13 protein-coding genes are annotated in these 18194 nt (G+C 70.9%); 1 reads left to right on the plus strand and 12 read right to left on the minus strand.

The genetic code is table 11. The features are described 5' to 3' along the window. Positions 1 to 221: 221 nt before the first annotated feature. Positions 222 to 1979, plus strand: coding sequence for a VCBS repeat-containing protein (locus ASC58_RS00790; RefSeq protein WP_056918091.1), 1758 nt, complete (start codon positions 222 to 224; stop codon positions 1977 to 1979). A gap of 107 nt (positions 1980 to 2086) precedes the next feature. Here the strand turns inward: ASC58_RS00790 and ASC58_RS00795 are convergent, their stop codons facing one another. From ASC58_RS00795 to ftsZ, 12 genes are all read right to left on the minus strand, one after another. Next, positions 2087 to 4246, minus strand: a complete 2160-nt coding sequence (locus ASC58_RS00795) for an ATP-binding SpoIIE family protein phosphatase (RefSeq protein WP_056918092.1) — start codon at positions 4244 to 4246, stop codon at positions 2087 to 2089. A 94-nt stretch (positions 4247 to 4340) separates the two neighbouring features. Continuing rightward, on the minus strand, positions 4341 to 6497 hold the full coding sequence (locus ASC58_RS00800) for a S9 family peptidase (protein WP_056914947.1): 2157 nt from the start codon (positions 6495 to 6497) through the stop codon (positions 4341 to 4343). Positions 6498 to 6519: 22 nt separating this feature from the next. Further along, positions 6520 to 10131: a DNA polymerase III subunit alpha gene (dnaE, locus tag ASC58_RS00805; protein ID WP_056918093.1), complete on the minus strand. Its 3612-nt coding sequence runs from the start codon at positions 10129 to 10131 to the stop codon at positions 6520 to 6522. Positions 10132 to 10278: 147 nt separating this feature from the next. Next, the gene (locus ASC58_RS00810) at positions 10279 to 11202 is read right to left on the minus strand and encodes an RluA family pseudouridine synthase (protein ID WP_056918094.1); all 924 of its coding nucleotides are present in this window, start codon (positions 11200 to 11202) and stop codon (positions 10279 to 10281) included. Beyond that, entirely contained in the window at positions 11195 to 11833 is a 639-nt protein-coding gene (gene lspA / locus ASC58_RS00815) for a signal peptidase II (RefSeq protein ID WP_082552814.1), read from the minus strand. Before lspA ends, ASC58_RS00810 begins: the two co-directional genes overlap by 8 nt. Beyond that, positions 11806 to 12672, minus strand: coding sequence for a TraR/DksA C4-type zinc finger protein (locus ASC58_RS00820; protein ID WP_056918095.1), 867 nt, complete (start codon positions 12670 to 12672; stop codon positions 11806 to 11808). The genes lspA and ASC58_RS00820 overlap by 28 nt, the downstream gene beginning before the upstream one ends. A 236-nt stretch (positions 12673 to 12908) precedes the next feature. Continuing rightward, positions 12909 to 14150: a DivIVA domain-containing protein gene (locus ASC58_RS00825; protein WP_082552815.1), complete on the minus strand. Its 1242-nt coding sequence runs from the start codon at positions 14148 to 14150 to the stop codon at positions 12909 to 12911. A gap of 108 nt (positions 14151 to 14258) precedes the next feature. Then, positions 14259 to 14549: a YggT family protein gene (locus ASC58_RS00830; protein ID WP_056914951.1), complete on the minus strand. Its 291-nt coding sequence runs from the start codon at positions 14547 to 14549 to the stop codon at positions 14259 to 14261. 42 nt (positions 14550 to 14591) lie between these two features. Continuing rightward, positions 14592 to 15077: a cell division protein SepF gene (locus ASC58_RS00835; RefSeq protein ID WP_056914952.1), complete on the minus strand. Its 486-nt coding sequence runs from the start codon at positions 15075 to 15077 to the stop codon at positions 14592 to 14594. Positions 15078 to 15167: 90 nt separating this feature from the next. After that, positions 15168 to 15869, minus strand: coding sequence for a YggS family pyridoxal phosphate-dependent enzyme (locus tag ASC58_RS00840; RefSeq protein ID WP_056914953.1), 702 nt, complete (start codon positions 15867 to 15869; stop codon positions 15168 to 15170). Then, positions 15866 to 16591, minus strand: a complete 726-nt coding sequence (gene pgeF / locus ASC58_RS00845; RefSeq protein ID WP_056918096.1) for a peptidoglycan editing factor PgeF — start codon at positions 16589 to 16591, stop codon at positions 15866 to 15868. Before pgeF ends, ASC58_RS00840 begins: the two co-directional genes overlap by 4 nt. A gap of 139 nt (positions 16592 to 16730) precedes the next feature. Further along, positions 16731 to 17969 (minus strand): cell division protein FtsZ, encoded by a 1239-nt coding sequence (gene ftsZ / locus ASC58_RS00850; RefSeq protein WP_056914955.1) that lies wholly within the window; start codon positions 17967 to 17969, stop codon positions 16731 to 16733. Positions 17970 to 18194 lie beyond the last annotated feature (225 nt).

Consider the following 18194-nt stretch of genomic DNA (forward strand, 5'->3'; position numbering starts at 1 on the left):
CTGGGTCTACCGCGCAGCATTGAGCATGCAGCTCGTGATGGTGGGGCGGCGCGCCGCAGCAGGTCACCTCAACCATTCTGCGGACAGTCTCACCCGTTCGTATGAGGTAGGGCAACCCGCGAACGGATGCATCCGGGCCCGAACCGCCGTCGAGGGCACCCAAATGCCACAAACTGGCAGGCGCATCTCCCCCACACGCGAAACCCCCCGGAGCTGTCGTCATGTCCTCGTCCCCCCGCCCCCGTCGGTCCGCCGGCATCCTGCTGGCCGTCGCCGCCCTCCTCTACGGCCTCCTGACCACCGCCGCCACCGCGAGCGCCCCCGCCGCCTCCGCCGCGACGGCCGTCCCACCCACCCCGACCGGTCTCCCCTCGGGCGTCGAGGAGCTCGCGTCGTACGTCGGCGCCAACTCCTGCGACGCCTCGACCAAGCCCGGCAGCGCCGCCCTCGGCGCCCTCCTCGTCAAGACCTACCCGGGCACGAGCTACGGCTCGGCGCGCGCCTGCGCGTCCGACTCGCTGGCGACCTCGGAGCACTACGACGGCCGCGCCGTCGACTGGATGGCCAACAGCCGCAACGCGACCCAGAAGGCGCAGGCCAACGCCGCGGTCGCCTGGATGCTCGCCAAGGACAAGGCCGGCAACCCGTACGCGATGGCCAGGCGCCTCGGCGTCATGTACCTGATCTGGAACAACAGGTCCTGGTCGGCCTACCGTCCGGCGGAGGGCTGGAAGGAGTACAACGGCTGCCTGGCTGCATCCAAGGCCAGCAGCACCTACGACACGACGTGCCACCGCAACCACGTCCACATCTCGCTGTCGTGGGCCGGCGCGATGAAGCGCAGCTCCTACTGGTCGAAGAAGGTCGCTGCACCCGAGTACGGACCGTGCCGCACGTGGATGACCAACTGGGCCAGCCCCAGCACGACGGCCAACCACACCCGCTGCCAGTCCCTGGCGCCGGTGCAGGCCCTCCCGACCGCCACGACGCTGGGCAAGCGCCTGGTCTCGATCTCGGGCATGTACGTCAAGCAGGGCAGCACGGGACCCGCGGTGACGTCCGTGCAGTCCGCGATCGGTGCGAGCGCCACGGGGTCGTTCACGAGCTCCACCACCAGCGCGCTGGTCGCCTGGCAGAAGCGCAACAGCGTGCCTGCCACCGGGGTGACCGACGCCAGGACCTGGCGGGCGCTGATCCGGGCGCACGCGGCCCAGCCGATCGCCCTCGGACTCGATTCCACCATCGACTCCGACCTGCTCAGCCTCACCGACGGTCGGCTCACCCTCAGCGACTCGGCCTCCGACCCCTACGGTCGGGTGCTGGCCACGAACTGGTCCGGGGTCAACGGCCTGGTCGCCCCGGGTGACTTCAACGGCGACGCCTATCCCGACCTCATCAGCCGCACCGCCGCCGGGGTGCTGCGCCTCCACCGAGGGACGGGCAACGCGACGTTCGCGCCGCCGGCGGCCTGGGGACCCGGCTGGAACGTCTACTCATCCCTGTTCTCCCCCGGTGACTTCAACGGTGATGGCCGCGCCGACGTGATCGGTGTGCGACCGGACGGGGCGATGTACCTCTACAAGGGCAACGGCAAGGGCGGCTTCTCCGGCACCTCCCTCGTCGGCACCGGCTGGAACAGCTACGACCTCGTGCTCTCCCCCGGTGACTTCACCGGTGACGGTCGCGCCGACCTCGTCGTCCACCGGCCCGACGACACGCTGTGGCTCTACAAGGGCAACGGCAAGGGCGGCTGGGTCGGGACGCGCACGCAGCTCGCGAGTGGTCTGCCGGCGCTGACCAGCATCGTCGCGGCCGGTGACCTCAACGGGGACCAGCGGTCCGACCTGCTCGGCCTGACCACCGGTGGTCGCTGGCTCGCCTGGTACGGCACCGGCACGGGCGCACTGACCAGTGGCACCGGGCGGCAGGTCTCCGGCAGCGACTGGTCCTCCGCCGGCCTCGTCGTGGGCGTCCGCTGACCGCGGACGTCCGACCACCAGCTGGCGCCCGCCGAGGGCGGGCGCCGACGGGGATGCGCTGAGGGGGGCATCCCCGTCGTCGGTGCGCTGGGCAGGCCGCGGCCGGCTCAGCGCACCGGCTCACCGAGCACGGGTTCGTCGACGCCCTGCTCGCCGGGGAGCGCCGAGACCACCACCTCGAACCACACCGTGGTCCCGGCCGACGTGCGGTGCGAGCCGAACGCGTCGCTGATCGCCCGGACCAGCGACAGGCCCCGTCCGCGCACGGCCATCGACTCGCCCCCGGTGAGCAGGGGCTCCCCACGGTTGCCGCTGTCGGCCACCGTGACGGAGACCTGCCCGGAGTCCAGGTCCATGGTCAGGTGGGACTCGGTGCCCGCGTGCAGCACGGCGTTGGTGATGAGCTCGGAGATCCCCGTGACGATCGTGTACTGGTCGGACTCCCCGACGTGCCACTGCGTGAGCTGGGCGCGGGCCCAGTCGCGGGCGGCCTTGACCGACTCGGGCATGGGCGGGACGACGATGGTGCACCGCCGGTGTCCCGCCGGCGAGCGACCGACCGTGAGGACGGCGCAGTCGTCCTCCTGACCCGCCACGGGCACCATCGCCTCCATGACGATCTGGGCGACCCGGCGCGGGCTGCTCGGGGGCACGTCCGCGAGCACGTCGAGCAGTCGCGCCTCCCCCTGGACCAGGTCCTCGCCGCGACGCTCGAGCAGGCCGTCGGTGTAGGCGACGAGCATGTCGCCGACCTCGAGCACGAGGGTCGTCGCCGGGCGGGCCCCGGCGATCCCCAGGGGCGGGCCCACCGGCATCGAGAGCAGGCGCCCCCGCGGGGCGCCCTCCTCGCGCGCCGCCCGACCGGAGAGCAGGGCGGGCAGGGGGTGCCCGGCGCTGGCGATCTCGACGACACCCGTCTCGGGCGTGATGGTGGCGTAGAGCATCGTGACGAACAGCTCGCCACCGAAGGACATGCCGGGCCGCGCCCGCGTGGTCCCGAGCGGCAGGGACGCGGGCCACAGGGCGTCGAGGTCCCAGACCACCCGGTCCAGGGCCCCCATGACCGCCTCGGGCCGACTGTTGGCCAGGGCAGCGCCTCGCACCGCGGCACGGACCTGACCCATCACCGTGGCGGCCATCACCCCGCGGCCGACCACGTCGCCGATGACGAGGGCGAGTCGCCCGTCGGGAAGGAAGAACGAGTCGTAGAAGTCGCCACCGGCCACCGTCCCCTCAGAGACCGGTTCGTACCTCGCTGCGACGCTGATGGCGTCGGACTGGGGAAGATTCGCGGGCAGCAGCGTGCGCTGGAGGAGCTCGGCCGTGGAACGTTCGGCGTCGTAGACCACGGCCCGACCGAGCGCCTCCGCCACGAGGTCGGTGAACGCGGACAGCACGACCCCGAGGGTCGGCGGCAGCGGCGTGGCCTCCCGGAAGCCGACCACCGCGGCCCTGATCGTGCGGGCCTCCAGCGGGACGACGACGAGCTCGCCGGAGTCGGATCCGTGGACCTCCCGTTCCTCGACCGCCCAGGACACGGTCTCGGCGAGGTCCTCCGGGAGCTCGGACCAGATGAGCGGCAGCCGCTCCTCGTCGGGTGAGAGGTCCTCGATCCGGTGGCGGCGGGCGATCCGCCACCCGCCGTGACCCGGTGAGGGCAGGCAGATGCCGGCGGAGCGGGCCCCGAAGGCGGACACCGCCTCCCTGAGCACGACCTTGCAGACGTCGTCCACGGTCACCGCGGTGCCCAGGGCGGTGGCGAGCTCGGCGACCGCGCGCGCCCGGTCGTGCGACGTCGAGGTCTCGACCACGACGTGCACCGCGGCGACCACATCACCGGCCGAGTCACGGATCGGCGAACCCGTGCGCAGGTGGTGGCCGAGCAGCGGGAGCTCGGCCACCTCGGCCTCGCCCAGCGAGGGCAGCCCCACGCGGGAGTCCTCGTCGAGGAACCCGTCCCCGTCGGTCAGGACCCGGTCGAGCAGCCGCCCGAGGTGCGAGCGCTGCCACAGCTCGGGCAGCGCCTCGTCGGCGGGACACCCGAACGCCGCCGGGTGCCTCGCGCCGAGGCGGGCGGCGAAGGCGTCGTTGTACAGCAGGACCCGGCTGGGTCCGACGAGCAGCGCGGTCGGGAGCAGCGAGTCGAGCGCCTGGTCCCAGGCGGCCAGCAGGGCCGCCGGCCACTGGTCGGCGGCGCCGGTGGGCGTACGGGACCAGTCGGTGTGGGCGGCGAGGGCACGCGTGCCCTCAGTCCCGACGTCGACCACTGCTCCACCTTTCGCCACCATGAAGCCTAGGCATCACCCGGGCGCCGTGGGGCCTCACCTGTCCGTGGCCTTCCCATCGGCCGAAAGGACCAGATCATGAGGAGGCCGGGACGGTCTCTTTCTGCGCACCGGCGCCGACCTGGTCCACGAGGAACGCCCACTCCCACGCCACCTGTCGCCAGGAGTCGTACCGGCCGCTCTTCCCGCCGTGCCCCGCCACCATCTCGGTCCGCAGGAGCACCGGTCGCTCGTCGGGTCCGTTGGTGGTGTTCTCCCGGAGGCGGGCCACCCACTTCGCCGGCTCGGTGAAGTACACGCGGGTGTCGTTGAGGGACGTGGTCGCCAGCACGGCCGGGTATGGCGCGCGGTGCACGTTCTCGTACGGCGAGTACGACTTCATGTAGGCGTACACCTCGGGGTCGGCGAGCGGGTTGCCCCACTCCTCCCACTCGACCACGGTCAGGGGCAGGCTGGGGTCCAGGATCGTGGTGAGCGCGTCGACGAACGGCACTGCCGCGTGCACCACCCGGAACCGCTCGGGCGCCAGGTTGACGGCCGCGCCGATGAGGAGGCCGCCAGCCGAACCCCCTTCTGCCGCAAGGCGTTCCGGGTGCACCCAGCCGGTCTCGACGAGGTGGTCGGCGCAGGCGACGAAGTCGGTGAACGTGGAGCGCTTCTGGGTCAGCTTGCCCTCGTCGTACCACGCGCGACCGAGCTCGCCGCCACCGCGGACGTGCGCGATGGCGTACACGAACCCCCGCTCGAGCAGCGACAGCCGGGCCACCGAGAAGTACGGGTCCGAGGAGATCTCGTAGGAGCCGTAGGCCGTGAGCAGCCCCGGCCGGGTGCCGTCCGGCTCGCTGCCCGCCGGGTAGACCAGCGAGATCGGCACCCTGGTGCCGTCGGGGGCGGTGGCCCACTCCCGGCGCTGCTCGTACTGCGAGGGGTCGTAGCCGCCGAGCACGGGCTGGCGCTTGAGCAGGGTGTAGTCGCGGGTGCGCAGGTCGTAGTCCAGGACCGTGCGGGGCGTGACCAGCGACTCGAACACCACCTGCAGGCTGGTCGTCGCGCTCTCTGGGTTGTCCCCCAGTCCCACCGAGTAGACGGGTTCGTCGAAGTCGAGGTCGTGGCTCGCGCCATACCCGGTCGGGGAGCCGGCGTCGCGCTCGAGGACGCGCACGGCGGTGAGTCCCTCCTTGCGCAGGGCGAGGACGGCCACGTCGTCGAAGGCCTCGACCCCCTGGAACCGTTCGCCGGCAGCGGAGCGCAGCAGCGGCTGCCACTGGTCGGCGGACGTGGCGTCGAGCGGTGCCCACGCCAGGTCGGAGTCGATGGAGTCGGCGTTGTGGACGATGAGGAGGCGGTCGGCGGCCGGCTCGACGTCGTACTCGACACCTTCGCGTCGCGGAGCCACGACCCGGAACTCCCCCAGCGGGTCGGTGGCGTCGAGCAGGCGCACCTCCGAGGTCGTCTTGGAGCCCAGCCCGACCATGATCCAGCGGTCGTCGCGGGAGGAGCCCAGGCCCATCCAGAACCGCTCGTCGGGCTCCTCGTGCACCAGCACGTCGTCCTCGGCCGGGGTCCCGACCTCGTGCCGCCAGGCCTGGTGCGGACGCCAGGTCTCGTCGACCCGGGTGTAGAACAGGTAGCGGCCGTCGTAGGAGAAGACGCAGCCGTAGCCGACCTCCTGGACCGCGGTGTCGACGATCTCCCCCGTCGACAGGTCCTTGACCCGCAGCGCGAAGCGCTCGTCACCCTCGGTGTCGACGGCGTAGGCGAGCCACCGGTGGTCCGGGCTGATGCTCAGCGCCCCGAGCGAGAAGAACTCGTGACCCATGGCCTCGAGGTTGCCGTCGAGCAGCACCTGCTCGCCCTCGACCGTGGCACCGACCTCGGGCTCGGGGCGCGGGGCGCCGTCCGCGCGCGGGGCGCGGCACTCCAGCGAGTACTGCGAACCCTCGTAGCTGCGCGAGTAGTACCACCACGGGCCGCTCGCCACGGGCACGGAGAGGTCGGTCTCCTGGGTGCGGGAGCGGATCTCCTCGAAGATCTCGTCGCGCAGCGGCTGCAGGCCGGCCGTCATCGCCTCCGCGTAGGCGTTCTCGTCCTCGAGGTGGGCCACCACCGCGGGGTCGGACTTGTCGCGCAACCACTCGTAGGGGTCGATGACGACGTCGCCGTGGTGCTCGCGCGTGGTGGGGCGCTGTTCCGGGCGGGGGACGGACGGCGGGGTGACCGCGGGCGTGCTCACGCGCAGAACACTACGGGGGTGCTCAGCCGACGAGGCAGCGTGGCCCGAGGATCACCTTGAGGTCGCCGAACAGCGCCTCGGTGGCGTTGACCCGGTAGGCGTCCTCGAGCTTCATGAGCACGGAGCGACCGGGCTGGCTGAGGCGCACGTGCACCTCGGTGGAGCCGGGGTGCGACGACAGCACCGACTTGAGCTCCTCGACCTTCGCCGCGGTGGCCCGGTTGGTGTCCATGGTGACGACCACGGGGCCGCGCGGACCCTCCGAGATGTCGGGCAGCGTGAGGTCGGACGCGTAGATCGACGGGGTGTCGTCGCGCCGGTTGACCCGGCCCTTGACCACGACGACCGCGTCGTGGGTCAGGGCGTGCTGCACGGTGAGGTAGGCCGAGGGGAAGAACAGGCACTCGATGGCACCCTCGAGGTCCTCGACGGTGACGATCGCCCAGAGGTCACCCTTCTTGGTGCGCTTGACCTGCAGGCCGGTGATCAGGCCCGCGATGGTGACGTTGGAGCCCTCGGGCTTGCCGTCCTCTCCCGTGAGGCTCGCGATCGAGGTGTCGGCGTGCGAGGACAGGACGTGCTCGATGCCGAACAGCGGGTGGTCGGAGACGTAGAGGCCGAGCATCTCGCGCTCGAACTGCAGCAGCGTCTTCTTGTCCCACTCCACGGTGGGGATGGGCGGCAGCACCGAGAAGTCGACCGACTCGGCCCCGCCCTCGTCACCACCGAACGACCCGAACAGCGAGTCCTGGCCGATCGCCTCCTGGCGCTTGATGTCGACGAAGTTGTCGACGTAGTCCTCGTGCACGCGCAGCAGGCCCTGGCGCGACTCGGCCAGCCCGTCGAACGCACCCGCCTTGATGAGCGACTCGATGGTGCGCTTGTTGCAGACCACGGCCGGGCACTTGGACAGGAAGTCCTTGAACGAGGTGAAGCGGCCCTTCTCCTCGCGCGCGGCGATGATGCCCTCGACGACGTTGTGGCCGACGTTGCGGATGGCCTGCAGGCCGAACCGGATGTCGGTGCCGACGGCGGCGAAGCGGCCCACGGAGTCGTTGACGTCCGGGGGCAGCACCTTGATGCCCATGCGACGGCACTCGCCGAGGTACAGCGCCGACTTGTCCTTGTCGTCGCCGACGCTGGTGAGCAGCGCGGCCATGTACTCGGCCGGGTAGTTGGCCTTGAGGTACCCGGTCCAGTAGGAGACCAGCCCGTATGCGGCGGTGTGCGCCTTGTTGAACGCGTAGTCGGAGAACGGGACGAGGACACCCCACAGGGCGGCGATCGACGCCTCGTTGAACCCCTTGGCCTTCATGCCCTCGGAGAAGGGGACGTACTCGGCGTCGAGCACCTCCTTCTTCTTCTTGCCCATGGCGCGACGCAGCAGGTCGGCGTTGCCCAGGGTGTAGCCCGCGAGCTTCTGGGCGATCTCCATGACCTGCTCCTGGTAGATCACCAGGCCGTAGGTCGTGCTGAGGATCGGCCCGAGGGCGTCGATCATCTCCTGCTGGAGCTTGCCCTCGAGCTGTGGGTCGAGCGGCGTGAGGATCTGCTTGCCGTTCTTGCGCAACGCGAAGTTGGTGTGCGCGTTCACGCCCATGGGACCGGGACGGTAGAGCGCGAGGGCCGCGGAGATGTCCTCAAAGTTGTCGGGCTGCATGAGCTTGAGCAGCGTGCGCATGCCGCCGCCGTCGAGCTGGAACACCCCGAGGGTGTCGCCGCGCGCGAGCAGGTCGTACGTCGGCTTGTCGGTCATGTCCTTGGACAGCGCGTCGAGGTCGATGTCCTCGTCGCGGTTGGCCTTGATGTTCTCGATGGCGTCGTCGAGGATCGTCAGGTTGCGCAGGCCCAGGAAGTCCATCTTGACCAGGCCGAGCGACTCGCAGCTCGGGTAGTCGAACTGGGTGATGACCTGGCCGTCCTGCAGCCGTCGCATGATCGGGATGACGTCGATGAGCGGCTCGCTGGACATGATGACGCCGGCGGCGTGCACGCCCCACTGCCGCTTCAGGCCCTCGAGGCCCTTGGCGGTCTCGACGATCTCCTTGAAGTGCGGCTCGGACTCGACCAGGGCCCGGAAGTCGCCGCCCTCGTTGTAGCGCTTGTGCTCCTTGTTGTAGATCTCCGACAGGGGCACGCCCTTGCCCATGACGTCCGGCGGCATCGCCTTGGTCAGCTGCTCGCCGACGACGAACGGGTGGCCCATGACGCGCGCGGCGTCCTTGACGGCCTGCTTGGCCTTGATGGTGCCGTAGGTGACGATCTGCGCGACGCGGTCGGCGCCGTACTTCTCGGTGACGTACTTGATGACCTCGCCACGTCGACGCTCGTCGAAGTCGATGTCGAAGTCGGGCATCGACGCACGCTCGGGGTTGAGGAACCGCTCGAAGATCAGGCCGTGCGGGATCGGGTCGAGGTCGGTGATCTTCATGGCGTAGGCGCACATGGAGCCTGCACCCGAGCCACGCCCGGGACCGACCCGGATGCCGTTCTTCTTGGCCCAGTTGATGAAGTCGGCGACGACGAGGAAGTAGCCGGCATACCCCTTGGAGACGATGACCTCGGTCTCGAAGGCCGCCTGCCTCGTGGCGTACTCCGGCACGCCCTCGGGGAACCGCCCCATCAGGCCCGTCTGGACCTCCTTGATGAACCAGCTCTCCTCGTTCTCCCCCGGTGGGCAGGGGAAGCGCGGCATGTAGCGGCCCTCCCCCTCGGTGAAGGAGATGTCGCACATCTCGGCGATGAGGAGCGTGTTGTCGCACGCCTCGGGCAGCTCGCGCCACGTGTGGCGCATCTCCTCGGGGCTCTTGAGGTAGAAGTCGTCGGCGTCGAACTTGAACCGGTTGGGGTCCATCATCGTCGAGCCGGACTGCACGCACAGCAGGGCCGAGTGGGCCTTGGCGTCCTCGGGGCTGGAGTAGTGCAGGTCGTTCGTGGCCACCAGCGGCAGCTTGAGCTCGCGGGCCAGGCGCAGCAGGTCCTTCTGGACCCGTCGCTCGATGTCCAGGCCGTGGTCCATCAGCTCGCAGAAGTAGTTCTCCGCACCGAAGATGTCGCGGAAGTCGCTCGCCGCCTGCATGGCCTCCTGGTACTGCCCCAGGCGCAGGCGGGTCTGGATCTCCCCCGACGGGCAGCCCGTCGTCGCGATGAGCCCCTGCCCGTGGGCGCTGAGCAGCTCGCGGTCCAGGCGTGGCCACTTCGCGTAGACCTGGTCCAGGCTCGCGAGGGAGTCGAGGCGGAAGAGGTTGTGCAGGCCGTTGTTGTTCTTGGCCAGCAGCGTCATGTGCGTGTAGGCGCCCGAGCCCGACACGTCGTCGCGCGACTGGGACTCGTCGCCCCACTTCACACGGGTCTTGTCGGTGCGGTGCGTGCCCGGCGTGACGTAGGCCTCGACGCCGATGATCGGCTTCACCCCCGTGCCCTGGGCCTTCTTCCAGAACTCGTAGGCCCCGAAGACGTAGCCGTGGTCGGTCGTGGCGAGCGCCGGCATCCCCATCTCCGCGGCGCGGGTGAACAGGTCACCTATGCGGGCGGCACCGTCGAGCATGGAGTACTCGGTGTGCACGTGCAGGTGGACGAACGAGTCGGATTTCGACCCGGGGCGAGCGGTGGGGGCGGCGGGCTGGGAGGACATCGGGTCGAGTCTAAGCCGCCCCACCGACTGCCCTCCGGCGTGTCGCCCCACCGTGTCGCGGCGGGTTTCCGTCGCGGTCGCCCGACGACCGGTGCGGTATGCCGCGGACCCGGGTCCGCGGCACACCGCACCGGCTCGTGGGGTGCCTCAGAGGCGGTCGAGCGCGCTCTGCAGGTCGGCCGGGTAGGGGCTCTCGAAGGTGACGTGCTTGCCGGTGCCGGGGTGCTCGAACCCGAGCCCCACGGCGTGCAGCCACTGGCGCTCGAGGCCGAGGCGAGCCGCCAGGGTGGGGTCGGCTCCGTACGTCAGGTCGCCGGCACACGGGTGGCGCAGGGCGGAGAAGTGCACGCGGATCTGGTGGGTCCGGCCGGTCTCGAGGTGGATGTCGAGCAGCGACGCCGCGCGGAAGGCCTCGATGACCTCGTAGTGGGTGACGCTGGGCTTGCCCTTGTCCATGACCGCGAACTTGTAGTCGTGGCCGGGATGGCGGCCGATCGGGGCGTCGATGGTGCCGACCACGGGGTCGGGCAGGCCCTGGACGAGCGCGTGGTACTTCTTGTCGACGGTGCGGCTGCGGAAGGCCTGCTTGAGGACGCTGTAGGCGTACTCCGACTTGGCCACGACCATGAGGCCGCTCGTGCCCACGTCGAGGCGCGACACGATGCCCTGACGCTCGCTCGCGCCGCTGGTGGCGATGCGGTAGCCGGCGGCGGCCAGGCCACCGACAACGGTCGGGCCGGTCCAGCCGACGCTGGGGTGGGCGGCCACCCCGACGGGCTTGTCGACCACGACGATGTCGTCGTCGTCGTGGATGATCCCCATGCCCGGGACGGGTTCGGCGATCACCTTCAGGCTCGGGCTGTCCTCCGGGGTCGGCAGCAGCACCTCGAGGAGGTCGCCCGCCGTGACGCGGTCGGACTTCGCGGCCGGCGCGTGGTTGAGCTGGACGTCGCCGGCCGCGGCCAGGTCGGCCGCCTTGGTCCGGGAGACCCCGAACAGCCGGGCCAGGGCCGCGTCGACCCGTTCGCCCTCGAGGCCGTCGGGGACGTGGAGCGTGCGGGCGTCAGGCATGGGCGTCGTCCTGACCGGCGGCGGAGCCGCTCTCGTGGTGGGAGGGGGTGGTGCGGGAGGCGTGCGGCGCCTCGTGGCGGCCGGCGCGCACGCCGTCCACGCCGATGCCGCGCAGGGCCAGCACACCGATGAGGGCGGCGGCGCTGACGATGGCGATGTCGGCGACGTTGCCGATGAAGAGGCTGAAGTAGTCGATGAAGTCGACGACGTGGCCACGGCCAGGGCCGGGCTCGCGGGTCATCCGGTCGGTGAGGTTCCCCACCGAGCCGCCGAGCAGCAGTCCGAGCGCCCAGGCCCAGCCCCGGCTGCCGATGCGACGAGCCGTCCGGATGATGAAGACGAGCACCCCGAACGCGATGAGTGTGAGCACCCAGGTGGCGCTGTTGGCGATGGAGAACGCGGCCCCGGGGTTGCGGATCAGGTTGAACCGGATGAACTCGCCCACGACGTCCACCGGCTCACCGGGGGTCAGCGTGCGCAGGGCGACCACCTTGCTGAGCTGGTCGGCGACGTAGACCAGCACGGCGGTCACGGCCAGGAGCCGGAACAGTCCGCTGCGGTCCCTGCGGGGGTCGGGGGTGGAGGTGGACTCGTCGGCCGCGGTCAGCGGCGCTCCTGCTTCGTCTTGCATGTCATGCATAGGGTCGCACGAGGAGCGGCCTGAAGGCGAAGTTTGCCGATGGGGTTGCCGCACGACTCGCAGATGCCGTAGGTCCCGTTGTCGAGCCGCTCGAGGGCGTGCAGGTTCTGGTCGAGCATGTCGCGGGCGTTGTTCGCCAGCGAGATCTCCTGCTCGCGCTCGTAGGTCTTGGCGCCCGCGTCGGCCTGGTCGTCGCCCGCACCGTCACCCGCGTCGCGCATGAGACCGACCAGGTCGGCCTCGGCCACCCGGATCTCCTGCCGCAGGTGGGCGACGTCGCCCTCGATCTCGGCACGCACCTCGCGCAGCTCCTTGGCGGTCCAGGGCGACTCGTCGTCCCGGACGACGAGGGAGGCCGGCGACGCCTTGGTGGCCTTGGTCGCGGCCGCCTTCCTGACCGGCGTGGCCTTCGTCGCGGGGGCAGCCTGCTTTGCCGCGGGTGCGGCCTTCTTCACGGGAGCCGCCTTCTTCGCCGCAGGTGCGGCCTTCTTCACGGGAGCGGCCTTTGTCGCCGGGGGCGCAGCCTTCTTCGCGGGAGCCGCCTTCTTCGCCGCAGGCGCAGCCTTCTTCACAGGGGCAGCCTTCTTCGCCGCGGGTGCAGCCTTCTTCGCGGGGGCCGCCTTCTTCGCAGCGGGCGCAGCCTTCTTCGCGGGAGCCGCCTTCTTCGCCGCAGGCGCAGCCTTCTTCGCGGGGGCCGTCTTGGCGGCGGCAGCCTTCGTCGCGGGCGCGGCCTTCTTCGCGGCGGAGGATCCCGCCTTCTTCGCAGGAGCGACCTTGGCCGAAGCCTTGCCCGTCGCAGTCGTCGTGGCGGCGTGTGCCTTGTGAACCATGGTGAGCCGGGCCCCTCGGTCGCAGGGCGCTCCGTGGGAGCGCTGTCAGGTGCGGTGAGGATAAGCGCTGGAGGTCAGGGACTCAACGCCAAAACACCCTGTATCAGCGACCATTCTGGGTGGACGGCGACAGGCGCCCACCGCGATCGCGGTGGGCGCCTGTCGTGGGTGCCGGTCCTGCTGCTGGTCGTGCAGCCAGTGGTGGTGCCGGGCTGCTCCCGACCCGGCGGGTGCTGCTACTGGCGGTCGTCGTCCTGCTGGCCCTGGTTCTGGTCCTCGTTCGAGCCGTCCTGGTCCTCGTCGTGGCTCTCGTCCTTGGCGGACGGCTCCGCGCCGTCCTCGGCCTCGGGACCACCCTCGGGGGCGAGCCCGGTCTGGTCGAGGTCCGCGAGCTGCTCCTCGATGTAGCTCTTGAGGCGGGCGCGGTAGTCACGCTCGAACGTGCGCAGCTCGTCGATCTTCATCTCGAGCAGGCTCCGCTCGCGACCGAGCTCCTCGAGGATCTGCGCCTTCTTCTGCTGCGCCTCGTGGACCATCCCGGTGGAACGCTCACGCGCCTCGGTGATGAGCTGCTCGTGACGCGACGTGGCCTCGGCGACCAGCTCGTCGTGGCGGTTCTGGCCGGTGGACACGAGCTCGTCGTGCTGGGCCTGTCCGGTGGAGACCAGCTCGTCGTGCTGGGCCTGTCCGGTGGAGACCAGCTCGTCGTGGCGGGACTGCGCCTCGGAGATGAGCCGGTCGCGGGTCGACTCGCCCTGGCCGACGTGCTCGTCGTGCAGGCGCTGGGCCATCTCGAGCAGCGCGGCTGCGCTGCCACCGCCACCCACGGCCGCTGCCGCGGCGACGGGGGCGGCGTCATCGGACGCCGGCGCGGCAGCGGCGACGGACGCCTGCTGCTCGGCCTCGGCGGCCCTGGCCTCGGCCTCCTCGGCGCGGGCGCGGGCCTCGTCGATCTGGCGCTGGGCCTCGGCGATCCGCTGCTCTGCCTCCTGCGCCCGGGCCTCGGCGTCACCGGCGTGCGTCTCGACCTGCTGCTGGGCGTCGCCGATGCGCGCCTGGGCAGAGGTCTCGGCCTCTTCGGCTCGCGCGGCCGCCATCTTCTCGGCCTCCTCGGCCCTGGCGTTCGCCTCGGCGATGCGGGCCTCGGCGGCCTTCTCGGCCTCCTGCACCTTGGCCTCGTACGCGGCGATCCGCTCCTGCGCCTGCTGGGCGGCCTTGGCCTCGGCCTCCTGGGCTGCCTTCGCCTCGGCGGCCTTGGCCGCCTCGGCCTTGCCGTCGGCCTTGGCGACGGCCGGCATCCCCTTGCTCTGGCGGCACTCGTTGAGCTGGTCGCGCAGGTCGTCGGACTCCTTGACGACCCGGCGCATCTCGGCCACGACCTCGTCGAGGAAGTCGTCGACCTCGCGCTCGTCGTAACCACGACGGAACTGGGTCGGAGTGAAGTTCTTGTTGAGGACGTCCTCGGGCGTGAGCGTCATGTAGTCACCTCTGTTGACAGGCGGGGAGCAGAGCAGGACAAGCATCCCAGAGACTGGGCTGCTCGCCAGCCTAGAGGATCTGCGGGGTCCGGCAGGAAGCGGCGGGACCTACAGGATCTGGGTGAGGACGCTCACGAGGACGAAGAGGATGAGGAAGGCGAGGTCGAACCGGATGCTCCCGAGCTGCAGCGGCGGGACGACGCTGCGCAGCGCCTTCAGGGGCGGGTCCGTGACCGAGTACAGGACCTCGGCGACGACGAGCAGGACGCCCCGTGGGCGCCAGTCGCGGGCGAACACCTGCACCCAGTCGAGGACGAGGCGTCCGATGAGCACGACGTAGAAGGCGAACACCACGAAGCGGATGATGTCCGCGAAGATGTTGAAGCCGAGCAGATGCATGGAGTCACCCTGCCATGACCGGCTGGGCGGGGGCTGGGCGGATCAGCTCTGGTTGAACAGGCCGCGGGCGGTGGGCGCCGGGACACCCTCCTCGGCCGAGACCTCGACGTGCGCCGGCGACAGCAGGAACACCTTGGACGTGACCCGCTCGATCTGGCCGTGCAGGCCGAACACCAGGCCGGCGGCGAAGTCCACGAGTCGCTTGGCGTCGGAGTCGTCCATGTCGGAGAGGTTCATGATGACGGGCGTCCCGTCGCGGAAGCTCTCGCCGATGTTCTTGGCCTCGTTGTAGGTGCGCGGGTGGATCGTCGTGATGCGGTTCAGCGCACCCACCTCCACGTCGCGGACCACGCGGGCGACCGGCGTGCGCTGCGGCAACGGGGTGACGGCGGCCGAACGCTCGGGCTGCTGGGGCGCCTCGGCGCGGGCCGGCTGCTCGTCGTAGTCGTACTCGTCATACCCCTCGTAGCGCTCGTCGTCCTCGGCAAGCCCGAGGTACACCATCGTCTTGCGCAGCGCCCCAGCCATTACGAGCTCCTTCAGTGGATCAAAGTTTCGGGTGGTTCAGAAAGTCGTTCGTCCGACCGAGGCGTTCCCCGTTCGTGCTCGCGACCGAAGTTACCGGTGTGACTGCCGAGTTCCGAGGATTGCGCTCCCGACACGCAGGTGTGTCGCACCGTGCGCGATCGCGGCCTCGAGGTCACCGCTCATCCCCGCCGACACCCAGTCGGCACCCGGGTGCTCCTCCCGTATGCCGACGGCCACCTCCTGCAGGGTGGCGAAGGCGGGATCGGGGTCGGCACCCCACGGCGCGACCGCCATCACCCCCCGCAGGCGCAGGTGGGTGGCACCCGCGACGAGGTCGGCGAGGCCGCGCGCCCCTTCCGGCGGGACTCCCCCACGCCCGGGCGCCTCGTCGAGGTTCACCTGCACCAGGACGTCGGTCGTGGCCCCCGCGGCCGCTGCCGCCCGGTCGAGAGCCGTCACGAGCTTCGGGCGGTCGACCGACTGGACGACGTCGGCGTACCCCACGACGGACCCGGCCTTCTTCGACTGCAGCTGGCCGATGAAGTGGACCTCCAAGCGGTCCCGCGCCGTGACCTCGGTCAGCTTGGCGGAGACCTCCTGGTCGCGGTTCTCCCCGATCGCCGTGATGCCGAGGTCGGCGAGCAGGTCGACGTCGCTCGCGGGGAAGAACTTCGTCACGGCGATGAGCGTGACCTCGCCCGGGTCGCGGCCCGCGTCCGCACAGGCGCGGTGGATCCGGGTGCGCACGACCTCCAGGTTGGCGGCGAGCTCGTCGCGGCGCTGGTCACTCATGCGCGGTCCAGCACGACGACGCCGGCGAAGCGGCCGGTGCGGCCGTCCCGGCGGTAGGAGTACAGCGATTCGTTCTCACGAGCGCAGCCCGGGATCCATTGCACAGCAACGCCTTTCGCATGCAGCTGGGCGACCACTCCGGATGCCACGTCGATGGCCGGCGTCCCCGTCCAGGACACGGCCGCGGACTCGGGCGCCACGGCGGCGGCCTCGGCCCGCATGTCCGGCGGCACCTCGTAGCACCGACCGCACACCGAGGGCCCGACGACGGCACCGATCTCGGTCGCCCCGAGGTCGCGCATGCGCTCGACCGCGACGTCGACGATGCGCGAGGTCATCCCGGGCCGTCCCGCGTGCACTGCGGCGACCACCCCGGCGGTCGGGTCCGCGAGGAGCACCGGGGTGCAGTCGGCGACCAGCGCGGCCACGGCCAGCCCCGGCGTCGTCGTTACCACGCCGTCCGCGGGCGGCGGCCCCGACGGTCCCCAGGGTTCGTCGACGACGAGCACGTCGTTGCCGTGGCACTGCTGTAGGAAGAGCAACCGCGGGCGATCCACCCCGACAGCCTCGGCCACGCGCGTCCGGTTGGTCTCGACCGCCGTGGTGTCGTCACCGACGTGCCCCCCTAGGTTGAGCGAGCCGAAGTCGCCCGTGCTGACGCCACCCTCGCGATCGGTGAACGCCCACTGCACCGGACCGGACCGACCACGCGCGAAGAACACGGCCCCAACCTACTGCCCGGGGCGAGGCCCCCGCCGTCGCCCCGTCGCGTCGACACCCCGTCCCGGTCATGACATGCGTCAGGGGCGCCGGACCCGTGGGTCCGACGCCCCTGACGAGGCACCGCGGCGGTCGGTCGTCCTACTTGAGGAAGTCCGGCACGTCCAGGTCGTCACCCTCGTCGAAGGTCACCGTGCGGGGCGGACGACCCGCCGGCTCACGGGAGACCGCGGGCTCCTGCGCCGGCGCCGCCGGCTGGGAGGGCTGGAACATCGGGTTCGGCTGCTCGCGCTGCGGCTGCGCCTGAGGGGCGGGCGGCTGGGGCTGCTGGGCCGGGGCCGGCTGTGCGGCCGGAGCCGGGGCAGCCTGCGGAGCGGGGCGCGAGGTGCCCTGCACCTGGCCGATGGCCCGGTCGTTGTCGCGCTTCAGCGGCGCTCCGCCGTCGAAGCCGGCGGCGATCACCGTGACCCGCACCTCGTCACCGAGGGCGTCGTCGATGACGGCGCCGAAGATGATGTTGGCCTCGGGGTGGGCGGCTTCCTGCACCAGTCGGGCCGCCTCGTTGATCTCGAACAGGCCGAGGTCGCTGCCACCCTGGATGGAGAGCAGCACCCCGTGGGCGCCGTCGATGCTCGCCTCGAGCAGCGGGCTGGAGATGGCCAGCTCGGCGGCCTGCACGGCCCGGTCGTCACCGCGGGACGACCCGATGCCCATGAGGGCCGAACCGGCACCCTGCATGACCGACTTGACGTCGGCGAAGTCGAGGTTGATCAGGCCGGGGGTGGTGATGAGGTCGGTGATGCCCTGGACGCCGGACAGCAGGACCTGGTCGGCCGAGCGGAACGCGTCCAGCATGCTGACCGCGCGGTCGCTGATCGACAGCAGCCGGTCGTTCGGGATGACGATGAGGGTGTCGACCTCCTCGCGCAGGTTCGCGATACCGGTCTCGGCCTGGTTGGCGCGACGACGACCCTCGAAAGTGAAGGGGCGCGTCACGACACCGATCGTCAGGGCACCGAGTCCCCGCGCGATCTTGGCGACCACGGGGGCGCCGCCGGTACCGGTGCCGCCACCCTCGCCCGCCGTCACGAAGACCATGTCGGCCCCCTTGAGGACCTCCTCGATCTCCTCGGCGTGGTCCTCGGCGGCCTTCTTGCCGACCTCGGGGTCGGCACCGGCGCCGAGCCCTCGGGTCAGCTCACGGCCGACGTCGAGCTTGACGTCGGCGTCGCTCATCAGCAACGCCTGGGCGTCGGTGTTGATGGCGATGAACTCCACGCCCTTGAGGCCGACCTCGATCATGCGGTTGATGGCGTTGACGCCACCCCCGCCGATGCCGACGACCTTGATGACGGCCAAGTAGTTCTGTGGTGCTGCCACGGCGGTGGGCCTCTCCTGAATGCGGTGCCTGAAAACGGTGCCTGAGTGCGGTGAAAATGTCTGGACGTCAAGTCGAGGGTTACACTTATGTCAACTTTCCGGTGCCGCCGACGCTATGCGCTGGGTGCGTGGCAGGCAAAGATTCGGCCCGCGTGTCGCAGCACGGATTCGCCCGTTTTCCGGGTTTCTCGCCGGGCGCCTCGGAGCAGTCGCCACACCAGTCAC

It is taken from the genome of Phycicoccus sp. Root101 (assembly GCF_001426245.1).
Lineage (GTDB): Bacteria > Actinomycetota > Actinomycetes > Actinomycetales > Dermatophilaceae > Pedococcus.